Origin of the sequence: uncultured Sneathiella sp. (genome assembly GCF_963973085.1) — a bacterium.
Taxonomy (GTDB): Bacteria; Pseudomonadota; Alphaproteobacteria; order Sneathiellales; family Sneathiellaceae; genus Sneathiella.
Genome location: NZ_CAXAXA010000008.1, coordinates 65,466 through 88,964, shown reverse-complemented (window position 1 = coordinate 88,964; position 23,499 = coordinate 65,466). Strand labels below are relative to the sequence as shown.

Here is a 23,499-nt window from a genome sequence, read left to right as displayed (position 1 = left end):
AATCAAGCAAGACTAATCAAGAATAACCGTCGTCTCTTGGCTATTTTCTGGGAGGATTGATGCCATGAACTTCCAAGTTAAACCTGTCGATGCGACATTTGGCGCTATTGTTACTGGGCTTGATCTTAAATCTTTGAGCGAAGATGATTTTGCTGATCTCTACAAAACCTGGCTTGAATACTCATTGCTAATTTTCCCGAGCCAGCACCTTTCGACAGAAGAACAAGTCAAATTTGCCCGCCGCTTCGGGGAAATGGAGTTTGATCTCTCTTCCATCAGTAATGTCGATCAGGCCGGAAATCTCATAAAATCAGACGAGAATGACAGGGTGAAAATCCTGAAAGGAAACATGGGATGGCATCAGGACAGCACCTATATGCCCGTTCAGGCAAAAGGCGCGGTTTTCAGTGCCCATGTCGTTCCTTCTGCAGGGGGAGAAACGGGTTGGGCGGATCTGTCAGCCGCTTATGAAGCTTTGGACGAATCAACCCGGGCACGTATTCAGGACCTGAAAGCCTATCATTCACTGTACTACAGCCAGCAAAAGGCAGGCTTCACCCAAAAGAAAAAGGACAGCGAATATAGCGGATATGGTTTTTTCGATCAGGATCCGCCGCTCAGGCCTCTCGTCAAGATACATCCGGAAACGGGCCGTCCTGCGCTGACCATAGGTCGGCATGCCTACAACATCCCGGGCCTAAGTGAGAAAGAATCCGAAGAGCTTCTGGAGGAGCTGGTAGATTTTACTTGCCAGAAGCCACGTGTCTATCATCACCACTGGGAGGTAGGCGATTCTGTTCTCTGGGATAATCGTTGTTTGCTGCATCAGGCGACACCCTGGGATATGAACGAGCCGCGGATAATGTATCATTCGCGGATCGCCGGTGATCCGGAAAGTGAATTCGCGCCGGGCCATCCATAACGTCTTTTTTGAAAGAGGGCACAGGTCACGAGTCTACAGTCGTTCCGGATTGTGGAAGTTTTGCATACAGGGCCGCTTGCTTTTTCAGTATGCCCATGTAAATGACATAGGGTCATTTAAGGTGGGGCAATGTCGGCGGGCAGGAAAACAGGATATATCCGAAGAGCGTTTCTGGGCTTGGTTTTCCTGGTCGTGGTCATTTTGGTCCTCGCCGTATTATTCCGCACGATTGCACTTGAAACCGCAGGGAAAGCTGCCCTTAATCTCTATGGATTTGATGAGGTTTCGCTTGTCGTGGGATCGGTAGGGATTAACAACATACTTATTGATAGGCTCTCCCTCTCCGATCAGATAATATTGAAAGACGTAAGGGTTGAGTATCGACCATTCTCCCTTCTCTCCGCGCAGATAGATGAGATTGTTATCGGAGAGCTGCATCTGGATATGTCAAATCCAGGCCAGGCAGCTCTTGAACGCATTTCTCAAATTGCCGGGGAAGACGGCTCAAAAGCGGAAACAGACACTGGGCGTCCATACCCAGAAATTCAATTGCAGAAGGGAGCTATCGTTGCGGAAAGCGAGAGCTTTTCCCTTTCCGGCTCACTTTCGGGGTCCTTTTCTTCTGATCAGAAATTAACGGTACAGAGCGTGTTACGGGCGCGTATTGATACAGTGGCAGGCCCCGTACTTCTGGATGATATACAGCTTTCCGTTGATGGCGATATTGCGACTCAATCGGGAACAGTGGAGCTTGCTTCAGGAGCGCTTCGTCATGATGTTGATAGGCCGGACTGGGCACCGCTATCGCTTGCCGGATCCGGACGACTGATTGACGGTATTGCGGAAATAGAGGCAGCGTTGCGAACGCCGGAAGGAAATTCCCTCGCACAAGTAGAGGGACGTTATGTAACAGAAGCTGAAAATGGAGAGATTCAGGTATCTGTGGGCAATTTGTCCTTCCGCCGGGACGGTTTCCAACCCTCTGACCTCTCGCGCTATGCCGATAATTTGCCATTATTCGATGGAATGCTGAATTTTACCGCCAACGCGAAAATCGCTGGGCCTGAGATTACATATGAGGCGGATGTCGACATGAACAACCTTCATATGGAGCTTAACGATGGGAGCGTTGCGGCCAAGCGGCTCCCGCTTGAAATCAATGGTCAATATTTACTGTACGATGGGTCGCAGGATACGCGGGTTGCGCTCCCGGCGTCGGATGTCGTCCTGTCCTATTCAGGGCAGGAATTTGCGATCAAAGACCTAGCAGCGTCATTGAGCATTATCAACTTGGCCGAAATGGTAGAGCTGAACTCATTTAGCGGAACCGTGACCCATAATACCGCAAATGCTTATTTCTCACCCATGTCGTTTAATGCATCAGGTGAGATGAAGGGGCGTCAAGAAATCTCTGCAACTGGCGCGGTTCGGGGTGAGTCTGGTAAATTCGAACTTGATGTTGCCGCTCAATATCAAATTGCAGATGGATCAGGCAATGTCTCTCTTCGCCTGCCGCCAACCATGATAGGGTCAGGGGGTATCATGCCTTCCAAGCTCTCCTCCTTCTTAAAACAAGCGGATGGCTTGTCCGGCGTTGTAATGGGGGAGGCTGAGATTGTCCGCGAGGATGATGGCAGCCTAATAATCTCTTCGGCACATGCGGAGCTTTCCGAAGGGCGCTGGACAGATGTTGATATAGACGCTAGGGATCTCACCGTGAAAGTAACGGCGAAACAGGCCGAATCTGACATGCCCATACAAGGAAACATAATAGGACAGGCGGGCATCACGAGATTTAAAGAGCAAGGCGTTACAATTCCGCGTCTGGAAGCCGTCTTTGAAGCGGAACACCAGAATTTACAGTCAGTGGAGTCCGCACTTTTTACCCTTTCAAACCTGACGATAGATCCCGGAGAAGCGGCGCCTTTCAAGGAAAGGCAGATCATTACGGGGAGCGGAGAAATAAAGGGAAGCGATCTTGATTTTTCACTCGATGCCAAGTCAGATCTTCTGGGATCATATCTGGAGGTAAAGGGCCGTCATTCGCTTGCCTCGTCAGAAGGGCGTGCTCAGGTGAAAGTTGAACCGATCTTCTTTGCAAAAGATGGATTACAGCTTACAGACCTTGTTCCGTTTGACGCCGGGTTAAACCTCGAGGGGCGGGTAAAACCGGACGCGGTGTTGAGTTGGGCGTCAGCCGGATTAAAGTCCTCGGCGGATGTATCGCTGGAAAACCTGAGCATCGAAGCATCTGGCGGCAGTGTTTCTAACCTGAACGGGAAGGTGCATATTGACGAGTTACTTCCGCTCACTATTTCGGCGCCACAGGAAATTACTGCAGATAGCGCCGTTGTCGGCATCCCGCTTGAAAATCCGGTCATACGATTTCGCGTATTGACTGAAGATGGAGATCCTCAGCTTTATATAGACCGCATGGCGCTCGGATTGGTCGGGGGTGTGGCCGTTATCGATGATGCCGTTATTGATACAGGAGCTGAAACCAACCGCATTGAAGTGCAACTCACCAGTCTTGACCTTGAAGAAGTGATGGCGCTCAGCAATGTTGAGGAATTAGTGGCGACAGGCCAGGTAAGCGGTCGTGTCCCGCTTGTTTTTGGAAGTGATCGCCTGATCGTTGATGAAGCACTATTGGCGGCGGACGGTCCGGGCGTATTGAAGATGACTTCAGAAGCCGCCCGCCGGGCGCTGGAGGGTGGGGGAGATCAAGCGATGCTCTTCCTCGATATCTTGGAGAATTTTCAGTATTCTGACCTCTCCATAGAAATCACAAAAACTCAAAGTGGCGAAGATACAGTCAAGCTCCATGCCGAAGGTGCCAATCCGGATGTGGAGAATAGTCGGCCGGTTGTTCTCAATATCAACCTCACGACCAGTCTGGACAAGATATTCAATACTTTGCTGGAAGGCTATCTCTTGTCGGAAAAAGCACTCCGTGCTACCGTCGATGGACGCTGAGTTTTGTGAAGGACAACCTGTGGCGAAACGACCTATTCTTGTGATATGCGGTGTGATGGCTTTCCTTTTTGCCACAACGTCCTGTACGCCAAAAGTTCAGGTTGAAGCGCCTTCGGAACCGATTACCATTAACCTGAACATCAAGCTGGATGCCGAAGTCCGCCTCAAAATCGAGGAGCAGGCAAAAGACGACATAACCAATAATCCGGGGATTTTCTGATATGCCAATTGGGGAACACAAAGGACAACTGAATCGCAGAACGTTCCTTCTCGGCGCGTTTCTCTCTTTTGCGATTGTTTCAGGGTTGCCGCTTTTTTCAGGCACTGCTTGGGCGGACCAGCTTGATGACCTCAGGGCTTCGGGCGCTGTTGGAGAAGCGTTTGATGGATTTGCTCGTGCCCGGGATGGCTCTGCGCAAGCTTTTGTCGATAACCTGAATGAACAGCGCCGCGAAATATATGTAAAACGTGCGAAATCTCAGAATGTAAGCGTTGATCAGGTCGGGCGGGTTTATGCAGCACAAATCCTGAGCAAGGCGCCGAAGGGAACATGGATTCTCGGCGAAAACGGCAAATGGACTCAAAAGTAGCTTCGGATAGTTAGCTTATTCCCCAACTTTCCGAAAGCGAAAGTCACACATACCATCCCCTTTCATGCAGGTTTTTTCGCGCTTTAGTTCCAGACCGAGGCCTTCGGCGAGGGCAAAATCACAATTGCAGATCAAGAGCGGGCCGAGGTCGCGGGCATCCATTTCCTCCATCATCCGGGTATAGGCGCATTTGTGCACATCGACATGAAATTCTTTGTCGGTTCGTTTCTGTACGTCGAATTCGAAGTCTACTCCGATGCCAAAGGAAGCAAACTCGGCTTCGAGTTTCGGAATGGTCATTGGCTCTTTACCGGCGCGCGCTTTTGAAATGGCGCGGTTGCGACTGTCCAGTGTTTCTCGCACAAGTGCATGTGCTTTATCCCGTCCGAGTTCTTTCTCCATAGCGCGTACGAGTGGAATTTGCGCTTCAACGGTTAGCTTGATGTGTTGAAAAGGGGTAATTTTCATGTCTTCCGTCATCTGATTACGTCCCTTGCTAGAGAGGCCTGTCCGTCCATATGGACGGACAGGCCAGAATGAAGAGGTTAGCCTGCTTCCTTTGCGGCTTCTATTTTATCCTGTGTTTTAGTCTCGAAATCACTGGCGTCGTGACGCTCACGTAATTGCTCCTCCAGGGGGCCCATGGCACGGTTGACCATCCGCCCGCGTTGAACTGGCTTACGCTTAGCTATTTCTTCAGTCCAGCGATTGACATGCTTATAAGTTGAGGCATCAAGAAACTCTCCGGCTTCATACACCTTGTTCTGGACCAAAGCACCGTACCAGGGCCAAATAGCGATGTCCGCAATCGTATATTCGTCACCGGAGATATATTTATGCTCTGCAAGCTGGCGATCCAGGACATCCAGCTGTCGTTTAACTTCCATCGCAAAGCGATTAATCGGGTACTCGAATTTTTCCGGCGCATAGGCATAGAAATGACCAAACCCGCCTCCAAGATAAGGTGTGCTGCCAATCTGCCAGAAAAGCCAGGAGAGACACTCCGCCCGGCCTTCTGGGTCGGTCGGAATGAACGCGCCAAATTTTTCAGCAAGATGTAACAGGATCGCTCCGGATTCAAACAGGCGGATCGGCTTGTCGCCGCTGTGGTCCATTAACGCCGGGATTTTTGAATTGGGATTCACTTCGACAAAACCGCTGCCAAACTGATCACCATCACCGATCTTGATCAGCCATGCGTCATACTCTGCCCCGGAAAAGCCGGCTGCCAACAGTTCTTCCAGCATGATCGTGACTTTTACGCCATTGGGTGTGCCCAGGGAATAAAGCTGCATCGGATGCTTGCCGACCTGCAACTCCTTTTCATGAGTAGGTCCGGCGATGGGCCGATTGATACTGGCAAAGCGCCCGCCGCTTTCCTGTTCCCACTTCCAGACTTTAGGAGGCACATAGGCTGCTGTTTCACTCATTTCGAAACTCCATTCGCCTGTCATATTGCCTGACAGGTGACTTTTAATTTTTGATAAGCGCCCACAATCATTCTGTACAAATTTGATCCAAAGTCCACCAACACATTTGTGATTTGGTGAGTTCTGTCACTATTTAAAGGACTTCATTTAACCGGCTTGGCTAAACAGGTTGCGTTTCACTTTGAGCTTTTTGCAGGCACGCGTTGAGTTTAAATGCTAATTCGCGGACGTTTGGCTCTTTCATTATTTCGATATGTCCGCCCGAAATGTCACAAATTTCCAAATTTCCATTTACAAGTCTATACCATTCCTTGTGAATATCGGGGTGAATGGAAATTGGTAGTTCGGTGCGAAATAATGTGGCATTTCCGTTATAAGGCGTTGGGCGATAATTCCGCGCGTTCAGTGAGTTGATGTCGATATTGCTAAAAGGATAATCCTTCTGCCTCTTTTTTCCTTTTGATGCGGAAAGAAGCTTCAGTCTTACTGCACTTGTTACAGCCTTGTTGATATTCTTAATTCGTTGAAACATATAGTCCGGCTTTTCCCAAATAGGCAGGCGTAACCAGATGCGGAAATGCTGTATCAGCCATGCCTGCGGCGATATGTATCGTTTGCTGCTAGGGAGATAGCTGTCCAGCAATGCCAGAAACGCCGTTTCTTCGCCAAGATCGGAAAGCTTTTGGGCCATGCGATAGGCGACAAGCCCACCAAAGGAATGTCCGCCTAGGAAGTACGGTCCGTGAGGTTGAAGTTCACGTATTTCATTCAGATAGAAGTCGGCCATCTCCTCGATTGAGGAATATCGCGTGAAGTTGTCTCCAGACTGAAATTGCTGAATTCCGTAAAAAGGCTGTCCTGCATCAAGATATCGGGCTAATTCACGATAGCCCAGCACCTCGCCGCCAATTGGATGAACAAAGAAAAGCGGTGGGCGATCACCGTTCGGCTGAATGGGCACGATACAGGATGCCGTTTGTTCTTCATCGATCAGGCGTGCCATTTCACGGATTGTACCCGCCTCGAACAGAATGTCGCGGGGAAGGCTGCGGTCCAGTTCTTTCTCAATACGCATGAACAGGTCAACTGCCTGCAGGGAATCGCCGCCCAGCGCAAAGAAATTCTCGTTTGGTCCGATGTTTTCATTTCCGAGCACTTGCTGCCATATCGTCTTCAGCTTTTCCTCACTGGCCGGACGGATGCTGGCCATTTCCATCCCGCTATGAGACTTATCGGATTTTGTCAGGTCGAGTTGTTGATGAAGCTTTCGGCGCTGGGGTTTGCCGGTAGCAGATTTTGGTATTTCCTCAACAAAAATAACATGTGACGGGATTTTATTTGGAATCAGGGTTGTTTTGAGAAATGCCTTAAGTTCACTCGCCGTTACGGACTTATTCGCTTCCAAAACAACCGCAAGCGCTAGATCATCTCCAAGCGTTTTGTGTGGTAAGGGGAATGCGACAGCCTCGCGAACGGCCTCATGCTCGATGGCGGCTTGATCTATTTCTGTTGGGATGATTTTAACGCCACCCCGATTAATCATTTCCTTGAGCCGGCCTGTAATGAACAGGAATCCGTCTTCGTCGAGATAGCCTTCGTCCCCGGTGTGATACCAATCCTGCGTGAACGCTTCACTATTAGCGGTTGCGTTATTCTCATAGCCATCAAACACGGTTTCACGTGTGACGACTATTTCGCCCTTTTCTCCGGCTTGAACAGGCACCTCATTTCGATCGACAATGGAAACTCGGCTTCTGTCTGGCTGTCCGACACTCCCCGGTTTATTGGGCAACGGCGGGAGATTGGTGCAGGACATGAAACTGGTTTCCGCCGATCCGTAGGCTTCAATAACCGGGGTATCAAATATCGCCTCCAGATTCTTAGATACTTTCTGGTCAAGATGGCCCGTTCCAGTGCGTAGCATACGTAGCGAAGGTTTAATGGAATCGATAATTTCTGTGTAGTCGGCCGCTTTTCTCTCAATGGAGTGGAAGACGGTATAACCCCCGGAGATTATCGTCGGTTGCGCTTCGGCAAGAGACTGAAACAATAGATCGACATCATTATTCTTTATGGGGAAAAAACTGGCACCGGAATAGAGAGAGGTGAGTATGCCTGCGGAAAAACCACCCGTATGGAAAAGTGGCATGATATTCAGCATCCGGTCTTCATGGCTCAATTGAAGCATATTCACCATATTGGCTAGCCGCGGCATTACGCCGCGATGTGACAACGGGACGGCTTTACCATAACTGGTGGTTCCGGAAGTGGTAAAAACAACCAGCAGATCGTCTGGTTCTGCTGCTGTTGGTGCAATTCTAGTTTCTGTATTGATTTCGCCACTCAGGTAGACGTTGCCAGCAATTTCCGGGCTGTGTACCTTGATCTCCAGGACTGGAATATTCAGCTTGTCCGCTGCTTCCCGTGCATTGGTCGCTAAACCATCCTCAAGCGCAATTGCATTAATTTTCTTGTCCTGAAAATGTAGATAAAACTCGCCCACGGTCGATGCGGTATTAAGTGGTACGACTGTCACGCTGCAGGCAAGGGCTGTCATAGCGGCAGCCATGTCGGCTCCGCCGGAATGAACTATGGCAATGCGGTCATTCCGGCTTAAACCGGCGTGCGACAGAAATTCACGAAATCCAAGAACGATTTCAGATAACCCAAGGTAGGTGAGTGACTGCTGTTCTTTTGCAAGCAAAGCCGGCGCATTCGGGACCTCATTTGCCCAGAAAAAAACCGCATCATTAAGTGTCTGAAATGACTTCATAAAAATCCAACTGGCAATTAACAAGGCAAAAGTAAAACATAAAAACTAAGATTTTTCATACTGTTTTGCCTTATACGTTAAATTCATTGGTCCGGGTCAAAATATCATGCGAATGTGACATAATACTAAAACCGAGGAGAAACTCTAAACTTACTCAAATTTCCAAACCACATAGATGTCCAATCAGACAAAAAATACTCCTTCTCTTCAGAAGAATTAAAAAGCGAAAGCCCTTTGCTTTTACTTTTTGGGTAGTTTTATGCCCAAAATCGAACATTTATCAAACATATGAATTTAGCCCAAAATGTGGCCGTTCAATTCGACTTAAGGAAATTCAATGTCCTCGTATAAAATAAAGGCACTATATTTCGATGTATTTGGCACAGTTGCAGACTGGTATTCTACTGTAACAAGGGAAGGGCAGGAATTGTCCGGCAGAATTGATCATGCTATTCCCTGGGGCGAATTTGTGACGAAATGGCGTGTGGACGGTTATCTTAAGGCGCTTGGCGAGATTTCTTCCGGCAATGCAAAAATTATTTCGACGGAAAAAATTCACAGAAACAAGCTGGTTAATCTCCTGGATGAATACGGTTTGTCCGGCTTGAGCGACGACGAAATCGATCATTTTAATAGGGTATGGAACCGGCTTGATACATGGGAAGATGCGCGGGAAGGGCTATTATTGCTCAAGAAGGACTTCATGATCCTTCCCTTTTCCAATGGTGACTTCCGGTGCCTTCTGGATATAAGTCGCCGCAATGATTTGCCGTGGGACGGTATTATCTCGGCGGATTTTTTCAAGAAGGTGAAACCGGATCCAACAATTTACTATGATGCCGCAGAACTAGTTCAGCTCGACCCACCGGAAATTATGATGGTCGCTTGCCACGCGCAGGATTTAATGGGCGCGAGAAATGCGGGTTTCAGGACCGCCTATGTCAATCGCCCGTATGAATATGGGCCCGACGCGATAATGGAAGACAAGCCTGTATCGTTTGACTATGACGTCGATAGTATTACTGAACTTGCAAAGATTCTAAGAGATGAAATGCGAGCTTGATATGCATACGGTTCTCATTAGTCCAACTCTATGTTTTCTTCCGGTATCTCGCTTCCCTGAATACGATTGCTGATGATCCATTTATTGAGCGGCGTATTGCTGGCCCCGGAGGAATAATTCTTCAATGTCGAATAAAAGATATAGAATTTGTCGCCGACCGGTTCTGCTGTGGCAACCTGATACTGATCCCATTCATAAAAATAGGTGGTTTCCGTTCCGCTCATAGTGATTTTGCCGCTTGAACTAACGTCAACATCGTCAATTTGGGTCTCGCTTGTGGATTTGGTGCGATGGACCTTTTCCGTATTGACGACGAGGCGCTTGATCTCCCCAACATAATCATAGTCGGGGCTTTCCAGGGTTTCCATCGCAATTTCGACTAACTCAGCATCGTCGGTTGCCGATTTTGGCATACGGACAAGTTGGCGCGCTTTTTTATAGTTTTCTTCATATCGTTCGATGACGTCGTCGATCCGTGCAAGGAGTGCAACTCTATCATCATATGTGTCATGCTTGAGTAGCTTTGCATATTCCGCGGCCTCGCTGACCAGGAGGCGCTTTCCAGCCAGCGTCTGCCGCACTTCGTCGGCGCGACCTTCAGTCAGGAAATGCTTGGCTTGCTGCTGCCGGTCTGATGGGTCGAATTCGTCATAGAAGGACAGACTGTCAGCTTCTATTTCTACGTTGCGGGCAAGGTTGGCAGAAAATGTGTTTACCTCATTATCAATTTTGCCGACGACGTCCCGGAGATATCGCTCCATCCTGTCCACATCCCTGATGTCAAAAGCGCCGCCTTCCTCGACAGTGGCGCGGGTTTCCGGCAGGTAGGCCCGTTTTTTAATCTCGGGAAGGGGTTGATAGATTTGTATTGCGGCCTTTCGGGTCGTGGCGAGGGACCGGAGCCAGTTTGACAACTCTCCGCTTTTATATGGTTGTTGCGGTGTATCCGGTATTACCAGACTGCGGATTTCGGCATTTACCTTTGTCAGGCGATCTTGCACATTGCCAAGCTCCGCGAGCTCTTTTGCAGCATGATCCCTACCGAATTGGGCCATTGCTTCAAATTTTTGAAATGCATTGCTGGCCGCCACGACATCCGGGTCTTCAGCAAAATCTGAAAATCTACCGAGCGCGGTGCGGTATTTGTCCAAGGCATTATCCACCTTCTCGACATAAGCAGGATCCTGGAACGGTTTTGGTCCTGCCCTGTCAATTGTATCCATGGCGCTTTCAAGATCTCGCTTGAGTTTTTTTACCTGGACTCGCTGATGGGAAATCATTTGCGGGGATGTTGCTTGTGAACTGGTCGTCGAAGCCGGTTGCTGGCTGGATTTTGCCGGGGCGGAGGTCTGGGATGATTGTGTATTGTTGGTTGCTGACGGATTTAGCAGGGTGTTGAGTTGTGTCACCAAAGCGTTATAACGTTCATCCGCCGCGAGCCATGCTGGCTGGGAATGATCTGCGGCGCTATCCAGCCTTTGACGCGTAAGTTTCAACAGCTTTAATGTTCGGTTCACCGTGCTTTTGTTGGCACTGGTTCTCCCCGCAAATTGCTGCTCATATCTTTCAATGTCCGCCATTGCATCAGAAATATTCTTGTCAACGGCAGTATCGGCAATCGCAGCGCCCATAATGATGAAAGAGATTAGGATAACGGCAGAGATCAGTCTTCGCATGTCAGGAAATTCCGTATGCTTTTAATGTATAGGGCGTATCTTCAAATATTTTTGTTTATTACTGCACATGTGAAATATCACATTAATTTAGAAGTCTTTGTGACGCAAGATCAGGCGGCGGGATGGAGGTGCCCTCAAGCGGGCACCTCCGGCAGGATCAGTTTTTGAACTTCCGGATTTCACCAGAAGCAAGACGTTCGCGATAGGAATAGAATTCCTTCTTCACAACCTTCATCAGGAAGTAAAGTGCGAAGATGTTGACGACAGCCATTGCGAAGATTGCCGCGTCTGAGAAGTCGATAACCGGTCCGAGGCTTGCCGCCGCGCCGATTATTACAAAGGCACAGAAGATCAGCTTGAAGATTAGCTCTGTGGTTTTTCCTTCACCAAAGAGGTATGTCCAGGCTTTCAAGCCGTAATAGGACCAGGAAATCATCGTTGAGAACGCAAACAGGATTACCGCAACAGCCAGTACATAAGGGAACCAGCTAATCGCGGAACCAAATGCGGCAGATGTCAGAGCAACACCCGAAGTACCGCCAACCGTTGCGATTGATGACCCATCCAGAACATAATGACCCGTAGCCGGATCAATAATCAGCTGGCCTGTAATGGTGATCACCAGAGCCGTCATCGTACAGATGACCACGGTGTCGATAAAAGGCTCGAGCAGGGAGACAACTCCCTCTGTGATGGGTTCTTTTGTTCTGACTGCAGAATGCGCAATAGCCGCAGAACCGACACCGGCCTCGTTCGAGAACGCGGCCCGTTTGAAGCCTTGAATCAGGGCGCCAACGAAACCGCCAGCGATACCAAGCCCCGTAAAGGCGCCGGCAAAGATCTGGCCAAATGCCCAAGCGATCTGATCATAATTTACCGCCAGTATTATGATGGCGGCGGCGACATACATGATCCCCATGAACGGGACAACTTTTTCCGTTACCCGCGCTATTGACTTCATACCGCCAATAATCACCGCGAATACGATGACGGCAAAGGCTACACCTGTAATCCAGCCGGGATATTCCCCGACTATGCCGGCAATCTGTGCATGGGCCTGATTGGCCTGGAACATATTTCCGCCACCCAGGGCCCCAAGGATACAAAATATAGAGAAGAGAATGGCGAGTGGTTTGCCGCCTGGGATGCCAAGTTCTTTGAACCCTTTCGAAATATAATACATCGGGCCGCCGGAAACGGTTCCATCTTCATATTCATTTCGATATTTTACACCAAGGGTACATTCCGTAAATTTTGACGCCATACCGAGTAGCCCGGCGAGGATCATCCAGAAAGTTGCGCCCGGCCCACCAATGCCAACCGCAACGGCCACTCCGGCAATATTGCCGAGGCCAACCGTGCCCGAAAGAGCGGTCGCAAGTGCCTGGAAATGGCTAACTTCACCTGCGTCGTTCGGGTCTGAATAGTCGCCTTTTACCAAACTGATAGCATGGCCGAAGAACCTAAATTGTACGAAGCCGAAGTACACAGTGAAAATGGACGCGGCAATCACCAGCCACATCACAATCCAGGGAAAGCTGGTTCCGGGAATGGGAGCGAATATCAGGCTGACGAAAGGGCCGGTAACCATTGCAAATGTTTCATTCACTTTCTGATCCAGCGTCATCGCTTCCTGGGCGAGCGCAGGACTAACTAATAGCATTGCCGAGATTTGTATAAGCAATGCGGTAAATACTTTTCTCATAACAATCCCCCTCTATCCGATTACTGTTACTGGTACATGCGCGCTCATTACCAGATTGGATGTTGAACTTCCAAAAAAGCGTTCCGCCAATCCTTTACTGGAAGATCGACCAATAATGATCTGCTCCGCGTTCTCTTCTTTGGCGACCGTATTCAGAATTTCAGCGACATGACCGTGGCGAACAACGCCACGCGCCTGAAGTCCCGCTTTCTTTAGTTCTTCAAGTGCGGGATCCACTACTCTCTCCATTGCCGTTGAAATTTCGTTTTCACGGCGTTTGTGCCGCTCCGCGTTTTCCTCAGGTGTCTGAAATGAATAGGGTGACCATTCAACGACATAGACGACCAGAAGCTCACAGTCCTTAATCAGGCCAGCCATTCGCTTTCCATAATCAAGTACGCGGTCCCCCGATTTATGGCCGTCAAGACCAATAACCAGTGTTGTTGTCATCTTCTTTTCCCCTCCTCTAGATTGCCAGCTGGCGAAAAATTTTTTGAAAGATGAAGCTGCTTTCAAAAATTGGTAGGAAAAACCGGAAATCGGCTTTTATGCGTAGATTTCATAAATTTGTCCCCCGCGGTCATGATAGGTTAAAAATCAAATACGGGAAATAAACATGAGAATTGTTTTCAACTGACCCGCAAAACGGAAAACCATTTTAAATAGGGATCTACTCAAAAAGCAGTGATAGGAGACTTGCGTATCTCCTTTAAATTTTAAATTTCAAAGGGATACGGAAAATTGAAGTTGGGAGACTCCCTTGCTTGCAGGATGAGACACTTACCCGGTAAAGAGATGAAAGCTCATTTTCCAGTTGTTGATTCTGACGGTTGTGAGCGAAATATGGATGAATTCTAACCTGATTCGCCATGTTGAGATCAATCTGGCCTATCCGCTGTCACCGCCGAAAATCAAAACACGGGAAGACCTGATTATTAAATTCGGTTACAGTAATATTCCGGCAATAATAAAAAAAGGAATCGTAATGGCGTATGAGCACATAGTGTTTGAACAAGAAAATGGAGTTGCAACGGTGACTCTTAACCGGCCAGATAAGCTGAATGCCTGGACCCGGACCATGGAGCGGGAAGTCCGCAATGCGATGGAAGAAGCGGACAAGGACGGCGACATCCGCGTTATTGTTCTGACCGGCGCCGGGAGGGGCTTTTGTGCCGGTGCTGACATGGATCTCCTGAGCGGGATCGAGGATGGTTCGGAAAAGCGTGAACCGGGCGCTGTTTATGGAACGGAAGCCTATAATGTGGCAATCCGGGCTGATTTCCAGACGCGATACTCTTATTTTCCGTCAATTAGCAAGCCTATCATTGGTGCGATCAATGGGCCTGCCGCTGGCCTTGGCATGGTGATTTCGCTTTATTGTGACATGCGGTTTGCCAGCCGCGAGGCTGTGTTCATGACGGCGTTTGCCAAGCGCGGCCTGATTGCGGAACACGGGATTTCATGGATGTTACCGCGCCTGATCGGGCATTCTGCGGCCCTTGATTTGCTGCTGTCCTCCCGAAAGGTAACGGCGGAAGAGGCTTTGCGGCTTGGACTTGTTAATCAGGTCCATGATTCAGAGGCACTATTGCCGGCAGTGATGGCCTATGCGAATGATCTCGCCAATAATGTGTCTCCGCGGTCGATGGCGGTGATGAAACAACAAGTATACAATGCTCAGTTTCAGACGTTGAACGAAGCTGTTGCAACGGGGAATGAAGAAATGCTGAAAAGCTTCGCCAGCGAGGATTTCAAGGAAGGGGTTGCGCATTTCATCGAAAAACGACCCGCGAATTTTTCCGGAAAGTAATTTTAAACTCTAATGGCCACCCCGCCAACTGGCGGGGCGGGTGATACTGGAGTTTGGTCAGTTTTCAGGATGCTTGGCTTCAAGCTGTGCCCTCAATTTTGAAATGTTGGACAGCAATTCCGCTGTGCTGGCAGGTTTGTCCGCAGCCGGCATATTTTCCTGCTCCGCCCGGAGAAGCGCACGGACATCGTCCTCCCAAGCTTTCAGAATTTCACTCTGGTTTTCCGGCGTGAGATTAGTGTCATTCATGACATCATGCGGAGTATCATAATGATCCGCGGGGTCTTCGCGTATTTTATCGAGATCGAACGGTTTATTTGCCATCATATCCTCCTTTGGGCTGATAAACAGAAATATCAGGGCGGTTAGTCTTCGTAACGAAACCCGAGTTTCACGACGACCTGATAGTGGGCAACCGATCCATCTTTGACATGTCCCCGGATTTCTTTGGTTTCAAACCACTCGATGTTTCGAATTGTTTTTGATGCTTTGGCAATTGCTTGTTCAATCGCATCCTCAACGGAGGTGGTTGAGCTCCCGACCAGTTCGGTGATGGAATAAATATTGTCACTCATTATATTCGCTCCTTTTATCGCGGTTTCATGTATGCAATTTCAACAGGCCGACGCAGTTGGCTATTTTTTCTTTATCCTTAACTCGGTATCAAGGATGACAAAAATAAGGCAGCCGCATATGTAGAGCCATTATTGCTTTGCGGGAGATCGGCGTTCAGGCTGATGCGCATCAACGCATTCCCGCCTTCCAACTGTATTTTATTAATTAATATAAGAGTTAGGTAGGACAGGGGCGGAATGCAACCGCTGCACTCCGCCCGCTATATCAGCCGTAACGGTATGGACGTCCGGCTTTTTGCATATCGGCATTATACTGCTTGAAAATATCGACGACCTTCTTCTTGGTTGCGGATTCAGCGGCAATCTCATCCCAGAAGACTGTGGCGGCCTGCTCTACCGTGTCCCACTCCGCATCCGGAATTGTGGTCAGTTTCATTTTTGTGCCGTTGACCCGGAGTGATGCTTCGCCGCCCCAGTACCACCATTGCCGGTAATAATGTGACGAGTCGAAAGTAATTTTGACCAATTCTTTCAGGTTGTCCGGCAGTTCGTTCCACCGGTCCATGTTGGCAAAGAAGGACCCGGCCCAGGCCCCGGAAATATTGTTGGTCAAGAAGTAGTTTGTGACATCGGCCCAGCCGACCGTGTAATCCTCTGTAATCCCGGACCAGGCGATGCCATCAAGCTCCCCGGTCTGGACAGCGACCTCAATATCCTCCCACGGCAGGGTGACGGGAACAACGCCAAACTGGCTCAGGAATCTTCCGGCAGTGGGAAAAGTGAAAACCCGTTTGCCTTTCAGGTCTTCAAGGCTGTTGATCGGGTCCTTTGTTGCGAAATGGCAGGGATCCCAAGCGCCGGCAGAGATATGCTTGACACCGACATTGGAGTATTCCTCATCCCAGATTTCATTCAGGCCATACTGATTGAACAGGACTGGAACATCGAGGGAGTAGCGGCTGGCGAACGGAAAATAACCTCCAAAAACGGTCACTTCGGTTGGGGACGCCATGGAGTCGTCGTCAGACTGAACCGCATCGATCGTGCCTTTTTGCATGGCGCGGAAAAGCTCGCCTGTTGGAACCAGTTGATCGGCGAAATAAAGCTCGATCTGCATCTGGTCTCCGGCAATTTTGTTAAAGCTGTCGATGGCAGGCTTGATGACATGCTCGGCAAGGGCAGGACCCGCATAGGTTTGCAGGCGCCATTTGATCGTTGATTGCGCATGGACAGCGGGCGCGGCAAATGAAGAAGCGGCAGCAACACCGGCAACACCGGCGCCTTTAATAAAACTACGTCTTGTTGTCATTTTTCTCTCCTTCTTTCTAGGGTTGATATTGGTTGTCCAATACCGTCTTTTTCCCGGTCGGCCGGGTTATCGTTATTTTCCGTAAATATAATCCGGGAGCCAAAGCGCGATCTCCGGAAAAGCCATTACTAAAGTAAGCGCCAGGATCATCACTCCGACAAAGGGTAGAATAGAGCCATAAATGTCGCGGAGCGTAATCTCGGGTGGCGCCATTGCTCGCATCAGAAACAGGTTATAGCCAAAGGGTGGAGTCATATAGGCAATCTGGGTAGTAATTGTATAGAGGACACCATACCAGATCAGGTCGAAACCAAGTTCCCCGACCAGAGGGACATAGAGCGGCGCAACAATGACCAGCATTGCCGTGTCATCAAGGAAGGTTCCCATCAATAAAAACGAGAGCTGCATAAGGATCAAGATGACCCAGGGTGACAGGCCAAGCTGTTCGGTAAATAAATTTTCGATCGCCTTGACGGCACCAAGACCGTCAAATACTGCGCCAAATCCGAGGGCAGCCAGAATAATCCACATAAACATGCAGGAAATACCGAGGGTCTGCCGGACTGAGTTTTCAAAGACCTCCCGGGTCATACGCCTTTTCAGGATTGCCGCTATGAAAGCCGTCAGTGCGCCGATGGCGGAGCTTTCCACAAGGCTGGTCCAGCCATTGACGAACGGCACCATCATCGCCGCAAAGATTGCAAGCGGCAGTAATCCGGCGCGCAGCAAGCGAAGTTTTTCCGCCATGCCGACATCTCTCGATTCCGCCTTGAGTGCCGGACCGAGTGCCGGATTTATCCGGCAACGAATGGCTATATAGAGAATAAAGAATGCCGCCATCATCAGGCCGGGCAAAATACCGGCCAGCCATAGCTGTCCGACCGGCTGGCGGGCTATCATCGCATAAAGTACGAGCACCACAGACGGCGGGACGAGGATGCCAAGAGATGACCCGGCCTGGACCACTCCCGTGACCATGCGTTTGTCATATCCGCGCCTGAGAAGTTCGGGCAAGGCGATGGTGGCGCCGATTGCCATACCTGCAACGGATAATCCGTTCATAGCCGAAATGAGGACCATCAGTGCAATCGTACCAATTGCCAAACCACCATTTATCGGACCCATCCAGACATGGAACATTTTGTATAGATCGTCGGCAATTCGCGATTCAGACAGAACATACCCCATGAAGATAAACATCGGTAATGTCAGGAGCGGGTACCATTTCATCAGTTTCATGGCGGAGGCAAAGGGGATATCGGCCCCTCCAGTACCCCATAGCACTACAGCGGATATTGCGGCGACGGCACCGATCGCCCCGAAAACCCGCTGGCCGGTCAATAACAAGAGCATCATGCTGGAAAACATGAGGAGTGCGATCATCTCATAGGACATCAAGCCACCTCACTTTTGAGTTTCAGGATGTCCTTGAAAAGCTCGGAGATTGCCTGCAACAGCATCATGACAATGCCGAGGCACATAATGATTTTGATAGGCCAGATATAGGGGCGCCAGGCTGTCGGGCTTCGCTCTCCATACTCCAGTGAATAAATCGTGCTTTCGAGACCACCATAAAGAAGGACACCGAGATAGAACAGCAGCATGAACACTGTGACCGTATCGAAGGCCGCTTTGCGCCTGTCAGACCAGTTTGCATAGAAAAGATCCATGCGGACGTTTGATCCGAGCTGGATAGAATATGCGCCGCCGAGGATATAATATCCCACCATAAAGAACTGGGCGATTTCAAGGGTCCAAAGAGAGGGGAGGAAAAAGGTTTTTGAAATGGATGACCAGAGCAGGACGGCCATCATGGCGAATATGCCATACATGATGAAACGGCCGACCCGGTAGTTGATCTTGTCTACAACACGGATATATGCGGCCATTAAGCGCATCATGCGGTGCGCACCCTTGTTTTTTTGCTGGTTATTTCAAAGAGAGCCTTTTGAAGGGTATTGCAAAGCATGTCAGCGACCGTTCTTTGGGATTTGAGGTCGCGGATCAGGTCATTCCTGATCTCGAACATGACATTTAACCGGCCCTTGTCAACCCCATGAACTTTGAGGGTATGCGTCACCCCGTCAGAGGCGCTGTAGGGTTCATTCCGCCGAATGTCATAGATTGTGGAGTTTCTCGCACCCAAGAGCAGGGCGTCTGCGAGCCGGGCATCTGCATCATGAAGAATACCAATCTCCACGTTACGTTTTTGTCCGGAGTATACAGGTGTAAAGCTGTGGATTGTGACAATCACAGAGTTTTTCCGTGCAACCCTGTCGACTTTCTCATTGAAGGGTTTGTAAAATCGCTGGGTTCGCTGGTTTTTTTCAAACGCCGATAAATCCTTGTTGCCGGGAATAACTATTCCGTCGCTCTCTTCGCGGATAGCATCTCGCTGATCGGGCGACCGATTGCAGTCAAACAGCAATCGAGAATAATCACATGCGACCAGTGAGGCGTCCAGGGGTGCCTGCATGAGCTTTGCCACGGCAAACGCGCCGGGATCCCAAGCGATGTGACTGGCCTGCTCGGCTGGAGATAAACCAAGGCCTTGGTATTCTTCGGGGATAAAGTTGCTTGCATGTTCACAAATCAGAAGGATGGATGTGCCGTCTTCATGAAGACGCTTTGTCGGTTGATCTGGCTCAGTCACATCATGCATTCTGCTTACACCCTCCGCTCCCTACAAACTTCCCCGTCCTGCTTTACGTTGTCAATATATTTTGAAATTTCACTGAACGCTCAATGAAGTAACAAGGGTTGAAACTGGGAATGAGAGGCAGGTAGCCGATAGATTAGGCGGGCATCGGCTTTTTTGGGGGCGTGTAGAGTGCGAAAATGATCTGGGCCGATCCGGCGAACAGACCTAGGCCAACTCCGATTTGTAGCGCCAAATTATAAGAGCCTAGCTGGTCAAACAGCCATCCGCCGCCAAAGGCTCCCATGAAGCTGCCGATTTGATGACTGAAAAAAGCGAATCCCTGGATCATCGCCTGCCAGCGCAAGCCGAACATTTCAACAACTGATCCGGCTACCAACGGAGAAACACCGAGCCACAGGAAACCCATGATCGCTGCGAACAGGATCGTAGTCGTGGGTGTTGGCGGCAAGATGAAATAACAGGCGATAACCAGAGAACGCGATATATATATCATACCAAGCAGGATCATCTTTGGCCATCTTCCCCCGGCCCAGCCAAAGAAAATGCTGCCGAGTACATTAAATCCGGCAATAATCCCAAGCGCTGAGGCGCCGAGCATCGGGTCCATCCCGCAGATAATGAGATAGGAGGGCAGATGTGTGGTGATAAAAATCAACTGCATACCACAAACGAAATAGGCGATTGCCATAACCACAAAGGGGACATGACGAAACGCGACAACGATTGCGGCACTTGCAGACAGCCTGTCAGAATTATCGGGAGACAGCTCCAGCGGCGCTTCTTTATCGACCCGACCGGCTATCCAGGCAGCGGGTATTATCAGCAGCGCAATTATGGTGAAGCCAATCAGGCCCACACGCCAGTCATAAAAGGACTCAAGAAATTGCCCCAACGGAGCAGTCACGATGGCGCCAACTGATCCTGCGGCGGAGACGATGCCAAGTGCGGTACTGCGGATGGAGGCGGGCACCAATCGGGATGTTACCGAAAGTGTCATTGCAAATGAGGCACAGGCCATTGCGATACCGACACAAACCCCGGCGCCAATAATCACCATCAGGACGCCATCCGCGCTTGCGAGCAGGGACATACCAATAACATAGGAAATAGCGCCGGCCACCATAACAGGCCGGAATCCCCAGCGGTCTGCAAACATACCGGCCAAAGGCTGAAAAATACCCCAAATCAGGTTCTGAATGGCAATTGCAAAGGTGAAATCTGTAATAGTGACGGCAATGTCACCGGTGAGGGACGGCATGAATAGCCCAAGGCTTTGCCGCAACCCGAAACTCAGGCTGAGCATGATTGCCGCGGCAATGAGAATGGGTAGGACGGGCCTGAGGGCTGTGAAGTTGTTCATAAGCTTTAATATTTGTTATTATTTTTGTAACGATAGTATAGCTAACCGGTCGTTAGCAAATTATGTTTTGGGAATACCATCGAAAAAAGCTCTCCTCCGTTTCAAGGAAAATTGACAATCCGGAATGGAAATTTCCTGAGCACGCAAGCGTGAAGGCACTTCATGCCCGTGATGTGAGCATGATTTTGGAGGCGTTTACTAGTCTAGCTAGCCACCAGGAACGAGTGCCAATTTATACTTTTTATTGAAAGTGACAGCGTTTTCCCTGGGGTTGACCATTTCCTCTATTCCAGAAAATGGCATTGGTTTTCCGAAGAAATAACCCTGTGCTTCGTGACATCCAATTTCTCTCAGGAAATTAAGATCTTTCTGATCCTCGACACCTTCCGCGAGCGAGTTGATCTGTAGCCCGTTTGCCAGCACGATTGTTGCGCGGGCAATTGCAGCAGAATGAGGATTCTCAGATACTCCGCTAATAAAGGAGCGATCAATTTTGATCTTGTCAAAAGGAAAGGTCTGCAGCATCGAAAGGGAAGAATAGCCGGTGCCGAAATCATCCATCGCGAGGGATATGCCAATTTGTTTCAATTGTTGCACGACATGCAAAGTATGAAGGTGATCTTCAATGATACTTGTTTCTGTAATTTCGAGTTCCAGCCTCTGATGCGGGAGGCCCGTATCTTTAAGAATTTGACGCACTTTCGCGGGGAGATCTCCTGTCGTCAACTGTGCCGGAGCGACGTTTACAGCAATTTTATATGGCTTATCCCATCCGGCTGCACATTCGCATGCTGTTCGGAGTACCCATTCGCCAATAGGGATAATTAATCCGGTTTCTTCGGCAAGCGGAATAAAGTTATCAGGGGAAATCATGCCGCGCTCAGCATGGTTCCAGCGAAGTAAAACCTCAAAGCCGATCAGATCGCCCGTCATTACATCATTTTGCGGCTGATAATATAGTTCAAGTTCCTCGCGTTCAACAGCGTATCTTAAATCCATCGCCAGTGCGCTGAGGGTTCGCTTCCCCTCGTCAATATTGCGATCATATACTACAATGTTGGAACCTTTGTTGTGTGCCGTCCTGGTAAGGGCGAGTTCAGCTTGGCCTGGAAGAAGGGCGACCTCTTCAGCATTTTCAGGGAAATGGGAAATGCCGGCGTTCAGATGGAGGTTAAATATCTGTCCGTTTTCTTCGATTGGAACTTCCACGGCCATTTCCAATTTCTGAAAAAACGAATTAATGCTGCTGTTCGAGAACAACTGCATTGAAATTGCGACTAGCGTATCGCCCCGGCCGCGTGCAATTATTTCGTTCTCTGTGCAAATCCTCGAAAGCCGATCGGCGATAATACAGATAACACGGTCATTGATATGCTGGCCGTGAACTTCCCGTATCTGGCGAAGGCCTTCCAGTTCCAATATCGCGAACGCGAGTTTCGCTGTCATATTTCCTTTATCGAAATAGCGGCTCTCCATTTTTTGTAGAGCTTTCTGGAAGAGGGGCAATCCAGTAAGTGGATCCATCTGAGACAGATGACGAATATGCTCTGCCGCCTCTATTTTGCTTTTGTTATCGAGGATGTTGAGGGAAAAGCCGGAGCCAACCATCAGAACCATAACGCCAATCGTACCAACCACCAGAAGGTTATCAGGGAGTAGCGACGGGGGCACATAGACGTTTGGATCAGCCGTGATGGAAAATGCAGCCATGCCGACGAAATGGGTCAACAGGATTGCGAGGAAAAAGCTGAGGGCCGAACCGTACCGGCAAAAGCGTGTAACAGGACGTGAGATTCTGTTCGCTGTTATGCCGCCAAAAAGCATTCCGAACAAAATAGAAGCAATGACGAGAGATTTGTCCCAATGGGTGTCTCCTGCCACAATATAGGCTGACATGCCCATATAATGCATCAAGGCGATACCGCCTCCCACAATCAAACCGCCCAGTTCAATAAAAGTGCTGGATTTTGTGGCGGATGAAACAAAGAAACCCAGAATACAGACAAAGATGATCGTAAAAAACGAAGCGATGGTTAAGCTGGGCTGGTAACCGCAGGTTACGCCGGGTTGAAAACTCACCATGGCGAGAAAATGGGTGCTCCAGATCGTACATCCGCCAGCGAGACCCGCCACGAAAACCCAGTGGGCCTTTTTCACCCCAGTTGTAACCCTTGTTCTCTCAAAGAGCCGAATTGTAATAACGGATCCGACAGCACACAGGATCAAGGCAAGCGCAGAAATATCCAGGCTGTGCCCATTGAAGAGATGGAGAAATATTGCAGTCATGAAAGTGGGTAACCAAAGCTGAAATTAATAAAAATAGCTCTGGAGGCTAATCCCAATAGATGAAGTAATTGTAAACAAGTCATTCCAAAAAAGAATGAATCTTAAAGTGGGTTTTACAATCTTTCGACGCGTGGTTCCGAGATAATTCTTAAAAATGAGTTTTGACACTTGCCAATAACAACCAATAAGAGAATTCACTGCTGATCAGTTATTTACCGCACGCCAAGAAGCAAGTTACTAGAAGATAGCGTCAAATATAATTTTATCTTGTGTTGGCTGTGTAATGTGACGATGGACACGTTACCTTGAAATATTCGGTCGATATCCGGCAGAAATCAGGGCGTGGGCCGTTCCAAGGTTGA

The 23,499-nt window shown here is 49.2% G+C and carries 20 protein-coding genes; 6 read left to right on the top strand and 14 right to left on the bottom strand.

The window, feature by feature from the left end; translation table 11 throughout:
* Nucleotides 1-64 precede the first annotated feature (64 nt).
* From AACZ19_RS16755 to AACZ19_RS16740, 4 genes are all read left to right on the top strand, one after another.
* A complete protein-coding gene (locus AACZ19_RS16755) occupies nt 65-922 on the top strand; it encodes a TauD/TfdA family dioxygenase (RefSeq protein ID WP_339635654.1) in 858 nt (285 codons plus the stop codon).
* 129 nt (nt 923-1,051) lie between these two features.
* Complete coding sequence (locus AACZ19_RS16750) at nt 1,052-3,898, top strand: YdbH domain-containing protein (RefSeq protein ID WP_339635653.1); 2,847 nt, start codon at nt 1,052-1,054, stop codon at nt 3,896-3,898.
* Between the two features lie 19 nt (nt 3,899-3,917).
* Nucleotides 3,918-4,118 (top strand): YnbE family lipoprotein, encoded by a 201-nt coding sequence (locus AACZ19_RS16745; RefSeq protein WP_339635652.1) that lies wholly within the window; start codon nt 3,918-3,920, stop codon nt 4,116-4,118.
* A 1-nt stretch (nt 4,119) separates the two neighbouring features.
* Entirely contained in the window at nt 4,120-4,488 is a 369-nt protein-coding gene (locus AACZ19_RS16740) for a YdbL family protein (RefSeq protein WP_339635651.1), read from the top strand.
* 15 nt (nt 4,489-4,503) lie between these two features.
* On the opposite strand, the gene AACZ19_RS16735 is transcribed toward AACZ19_RS16740, so the two are convergent.
* The 3 genes from AACZ19_RS16735 to AACZ19_RS16725 form a co-directional block, all read right to left on the bottom strand.
* Nucleotides 4,504-4,968, bottom strand: coding sequence for an L-2-amino-thiazoline-4-carboxylic acid hydrolase (locus tag AACZ19_RS16735; protein ID WP_339635650.1), 465 nt, complete (start codon nt 4,966-4,968; stop codon nt 4,504-4,506).
* Nucleotides 4,969-5,033: 65 nt separating this feature from the next.
* On the bottom strand, nt 5,034-5,918 hold the full coding sequence (yghU, locus tag AACZ19_RS16730; RefSeq protein ID WP_339635649.1) for a glutathione-dependent disulfide-bond oxidoreductase: 885 nt from the start codon (nt 5,916-5,918) through the stop codon (nt 5,034-5,036).
* 160 nt (nt 5,919-6,078) lie between these two features.
* Nucleotides 6,079-8,691 carry a non-ribosomal peptide synthetase gene (locus tag AACZ19_RS16725; RefSeq protein ID WP_339635648.1) on the bottom strand — a complete coding sequence of 871 codons (2,613 nt, stop codon included), beginning with the start codon at nt 8,689-8,691 and terminating at the stop codon, nt 6,079-6,081.
* A gap of 337 nt (nt 8,692-9,028) precedes the next feature.
* Here AACZ19_RS16725 and AACZ19_RS16720 point away from each other — a divergent pair, with 337 nt between their 5' ends.
* Entirely contained in the window at nt 9,029-9,754 is a 726-nt protein-coding gene (locus AACZ19_RS16720) for an HAD-IA family hydrolase (protein ID WP_339635647.1), read from the top strand.
* Nucleotides 9,755-9,771: 17 nt separating this feature from the next.
* On the opposite strand, the gene AACZ19_RS16715 is transcribed toward AACZ19_RS16720, so the two are convergent.
* From AACZ19_RS16715 to AACZ19_RS16705, 3 genes are all read right to left on the bottom strand, one after another.
* Nucleotides 9,772-11,430 (bottom strand): hypothetical protein, encoded by a 1,659-nt coding sequence (locus tag AACZ19_RS16715; protein ID WP_339635646.1) that lies wholly within the window; start codon nt 11,428-11,430, stop codon nt 9,772-9,774.
* Between the two features lie 157 nt (nt 11,431-11,587).
* On the bottom strand, nt 11,588-13,135 hold the full coding sequence (locus tag AACZ19_RS16710) for an alanine/glycine:cation symporter family protein (RefSeq protein ID WP_339635645.1): 1,548 nt from the start codon (nt 13,133-13,135) through the stop codon (nt 11,588-11,590).
* Between the two features lie 12 nt (nt 13,136-13,147).
* Entirely contained in the window at nt 13,148-13,585 is a 438-nt protein-coding gene (locus AACZ19_RS16705) for a universal stress protein (protein WP_339635644.1), read from the bottom strand.
* Nucleotides 13,586-13,982: 397 nt separating this feature from the next.
* On the opposite strand from AACZ19_RS16705, the gene AACZ19_RS16700 reads away from it, so the two are divergent.
* A complete protein-coding gene (locus AACZ19_RS16700) occupies nt 13,983-14,945 on the top strand; it encodes an enoyl-CoA hydratase (protein ID WP_339635643.1) in 963 nt (320 codons plus the stop codon).
* A 57-nt stretch (nt 14,946-15,002) separates the two neighbouring features.
* On the opposite strand, the gene AACZ19_RS16695 is transcribed toward AACZ19_RS16700, so the two are convergent.
* The 8 genes from AACZ19_RS16695 to AACZ19_RS16660 all read right to left on the bottom strand — a co-directional run bounded on the left by AACZ19_RS16695 (nt 15,003) and on the right by AACZ19_RS16660 (nt 22,468).
* Nucleotides 15,003-15,269, bottom strand: a complete 267-nt coding sequence (locus AACZ19_RS16695; protein WP_339635642.1) for a hypothetical protein — start codon at nt 15,267-15,269, stop codon at nt 15,003-15,005.
* A gap of 41 nt (nt 15,270-15,310) precedes the next feature.
* Nucleotides 15,311-15,520 carry a dodecin gene (locus AACZ19_RS16690; protein ID WP_339635641.1) on the bottom strand — a complete coding sequence of 70 codons (210 nt, stop codon included), beginning with the start codon at nt 15,518-15,520 and terminating at the stop codon, nt 15,311-15,313.
* A 265-nt stretch (nt 15,521-15,785) separates the two neighbouring features.
* Nucleotides 15,786-16,829: a TRAP transporter substrate-binding protein gene (locus tag AACZ19_RS16685; RefSeq protein WP_339635640.1), complete on the bottom strand. Its 1,044-nt coding sequence runs from the start codon at nt 16,827-16,829 to the stop codon at nt 15,786-15,788.
* Nucleotides 16,830-16,901: 72 nt separating this feature from the next.
* On the bottom strand, nt 16,902-18,224 hold the full coding sequence (locus AACZ19_RS16680) for a TRAP transporter large permease subunit (protein WP_339635639.1): 1,323 nt from the start codon (nt 18,222-18,224) through the stop codon (nt 16,902-16,904).
* Entirely contained in the window at nt 18,224-18,730 is a 507-nt protein-coding gene (locus tag AACZ19_RS16675) for a TRAP transporter small permease subunit (protein WP_339635638.1), read from the bottom strand. Before AACZ19_RS16675 ends, AACZ19_RS16680 begins: the two co-directional genes overlap by 1 nt.
* Nucleotides 18,727-19,491, bottom strand: coding sequence for an N-formylglutamate amidohydrolase (locus AACZ19_RS16670; protein ID WP_339635637.1), 765 nt, complete (start codon nt 19,489-19,491; stop codon nt 18,727-18,729). Before AACZ19_RS16670 ends, AACZ19_RS16675 begins: the two co-directional genes overlap by 4 nt.
* A 133-nt stretch (nt 19,492-19,624) precedes the next feature.
* A complete protein-coding gene (locus AACZ19_RS16665) occupies nt 19,625-20,851 on the bottom strand; it encodes an MFS transporter (protein ID WP_339635636.1) in 1,227 nt (408 codons plus the stop codon).
* Nucleotides 20,852-21,058: 207 nt separating this feature from the next.
* Nucleotides 21,059-22,468 carry a bifunctional diguanylate cyclase/phosphodiesterase gene (locus AACZ19_RS16660; RefSeq protein WP_339635635.1) on the bottom strand — a complete coding sequence of 470 codons (1,410 nt, stop codon included), beginning with the start codon at nt 22,466-22,468 and terminating at the stop codon, nt 21,059-21,061.
* Between the last annotated feature and the right edge of the window lie 1,031 nt (nt 22,469-23,499).

Coding starts and splice junctions, on each gene's coding strand:
- AACZ19_RS16755 (WP_339635654.1), top strand. CDS start 65: ATGAACTTCCAAGTTAAACCTGTCGATGCGACATTTGGCGCTATTGTT.
- AACZ19_RS16750 (WP_339635653.1), top strand. CDS start 1,052: ATGTCGGCGGGCAGGAAAACAGGATATATCCGAAGAGCGTTTCTGGGC.
- AACZ19_RS16740 (WP_339635651.1), top strand. CDS start 4,120: ATGCCAATTGGGGAACACAAAGGACAACTGAATCGCAGAACGTTCCTT.
- AACZ19_RS16735 (WP_339635650.1), bottom strand. CDS start 4,968: ATGACGGAAGACATGAAAATTACCCCTTTTCAACACATCAAGCTAACC.
- yghU (WP_339635649.1), bottom strand. CDS start 5,918: ATGAGTGAAACAGCAGCCTATGTGCCTCCTAAAGTCTGGAAGTGGGAA.
- AACZ19_RS16725 (WP_339635648.1), bottom strand. CDS start 8,691: ATGAAGTCATTTCAGACACTTAATGATGCGGTTTTTTTCTGGGCAAAT.
- AACZ19_RS16720 (WP_339635647.1), top strand. CDS start 9,029: ATGTCCTCGTATAAAATAAAGGCACTATATTTCGATGTATTTGGCACA.
- AACZ19_RS16715 (WP_339635646.1), bottom strand. CDS start 11,430: ATGCGAAGACTGATCTCTGCCGTTATCCTAATCTCTTTCATCATTATG.
- AACZ19_RS16710 (WP_339635645.1), bottom strand. CDS start 13,135: ATGAGAAAAGTATTTACCGCATTGCTTATACAAATCTCGGCAATGCTA.
- AACZ19_RS16705 (WP_339635644.1), bottom strand. CDS start 13,585: ATGACAACAACACTGGTTATTGGTCTTGACGGCCATAAATCGGGGGAC.
- AACZ19_RS16700 (WP_339635643.1), top strand. CDS start 13,983: ATGAATTCTAACCTGATTCGCCATGTTGAGATCAATCTGGCCTATCCG.
- AACZ19_RS16695 (WP_339635642.1), bottom strand. CDS start 15,269: ATGGCAAATAAACCGTTCGATCTCGATAAAATACGCGAAGACCCCGCG.
- AACZ19_RS16690 (WP_339635641.1), bottom strand. CDS start 15,520: ATGAGTGACAATATTTATTCCATCACCGAACTGGTCGGGAGCTCAACC.
- AACZ19_RS16685 (WP_339635640.1), bottom strand. CDS start 16,829: ATGACAACAAGACGTAGTTTTATTAAAGGCGCCGGTGTTGCCGGTGTT.
- AACZ19_RS16680 (WP_339635639.1), bottom strand. CDS start 18,224: ATGTCCTATGAGATGATCGCACTCCTCATGTTTTCCAGCATGATGCTC.
- AACZ19_RS16675 (WP_339635638.1), bottom strand. CDS start 18,730: ATGATGCGCTTAATGGCCGCATATATCCGTGTTGTAGACAAGATCAAC.
- AACZ19_RS16670 (WP_339635637.1), bottom strand. CDS start 19,491: ATGCATGATGTGACTGAGCCAGATCAACCGACAAAGCGTCTTCATGAA.
- AACZ19_RS16665 (WP_339635636.1), bottom strand. CDS start 20,851: ATGAACAACTTCACAGCCCTCAGGCCCGTCCTACCCATTCTCATTGCC.
- AACZ19_RS16660 (WP_339635635.1), bottom strand. CDS start 22,468: ATGGTTCTGATGGTTGGCTCCGGCTTTTCCCTCAACATCCTCGATAAC.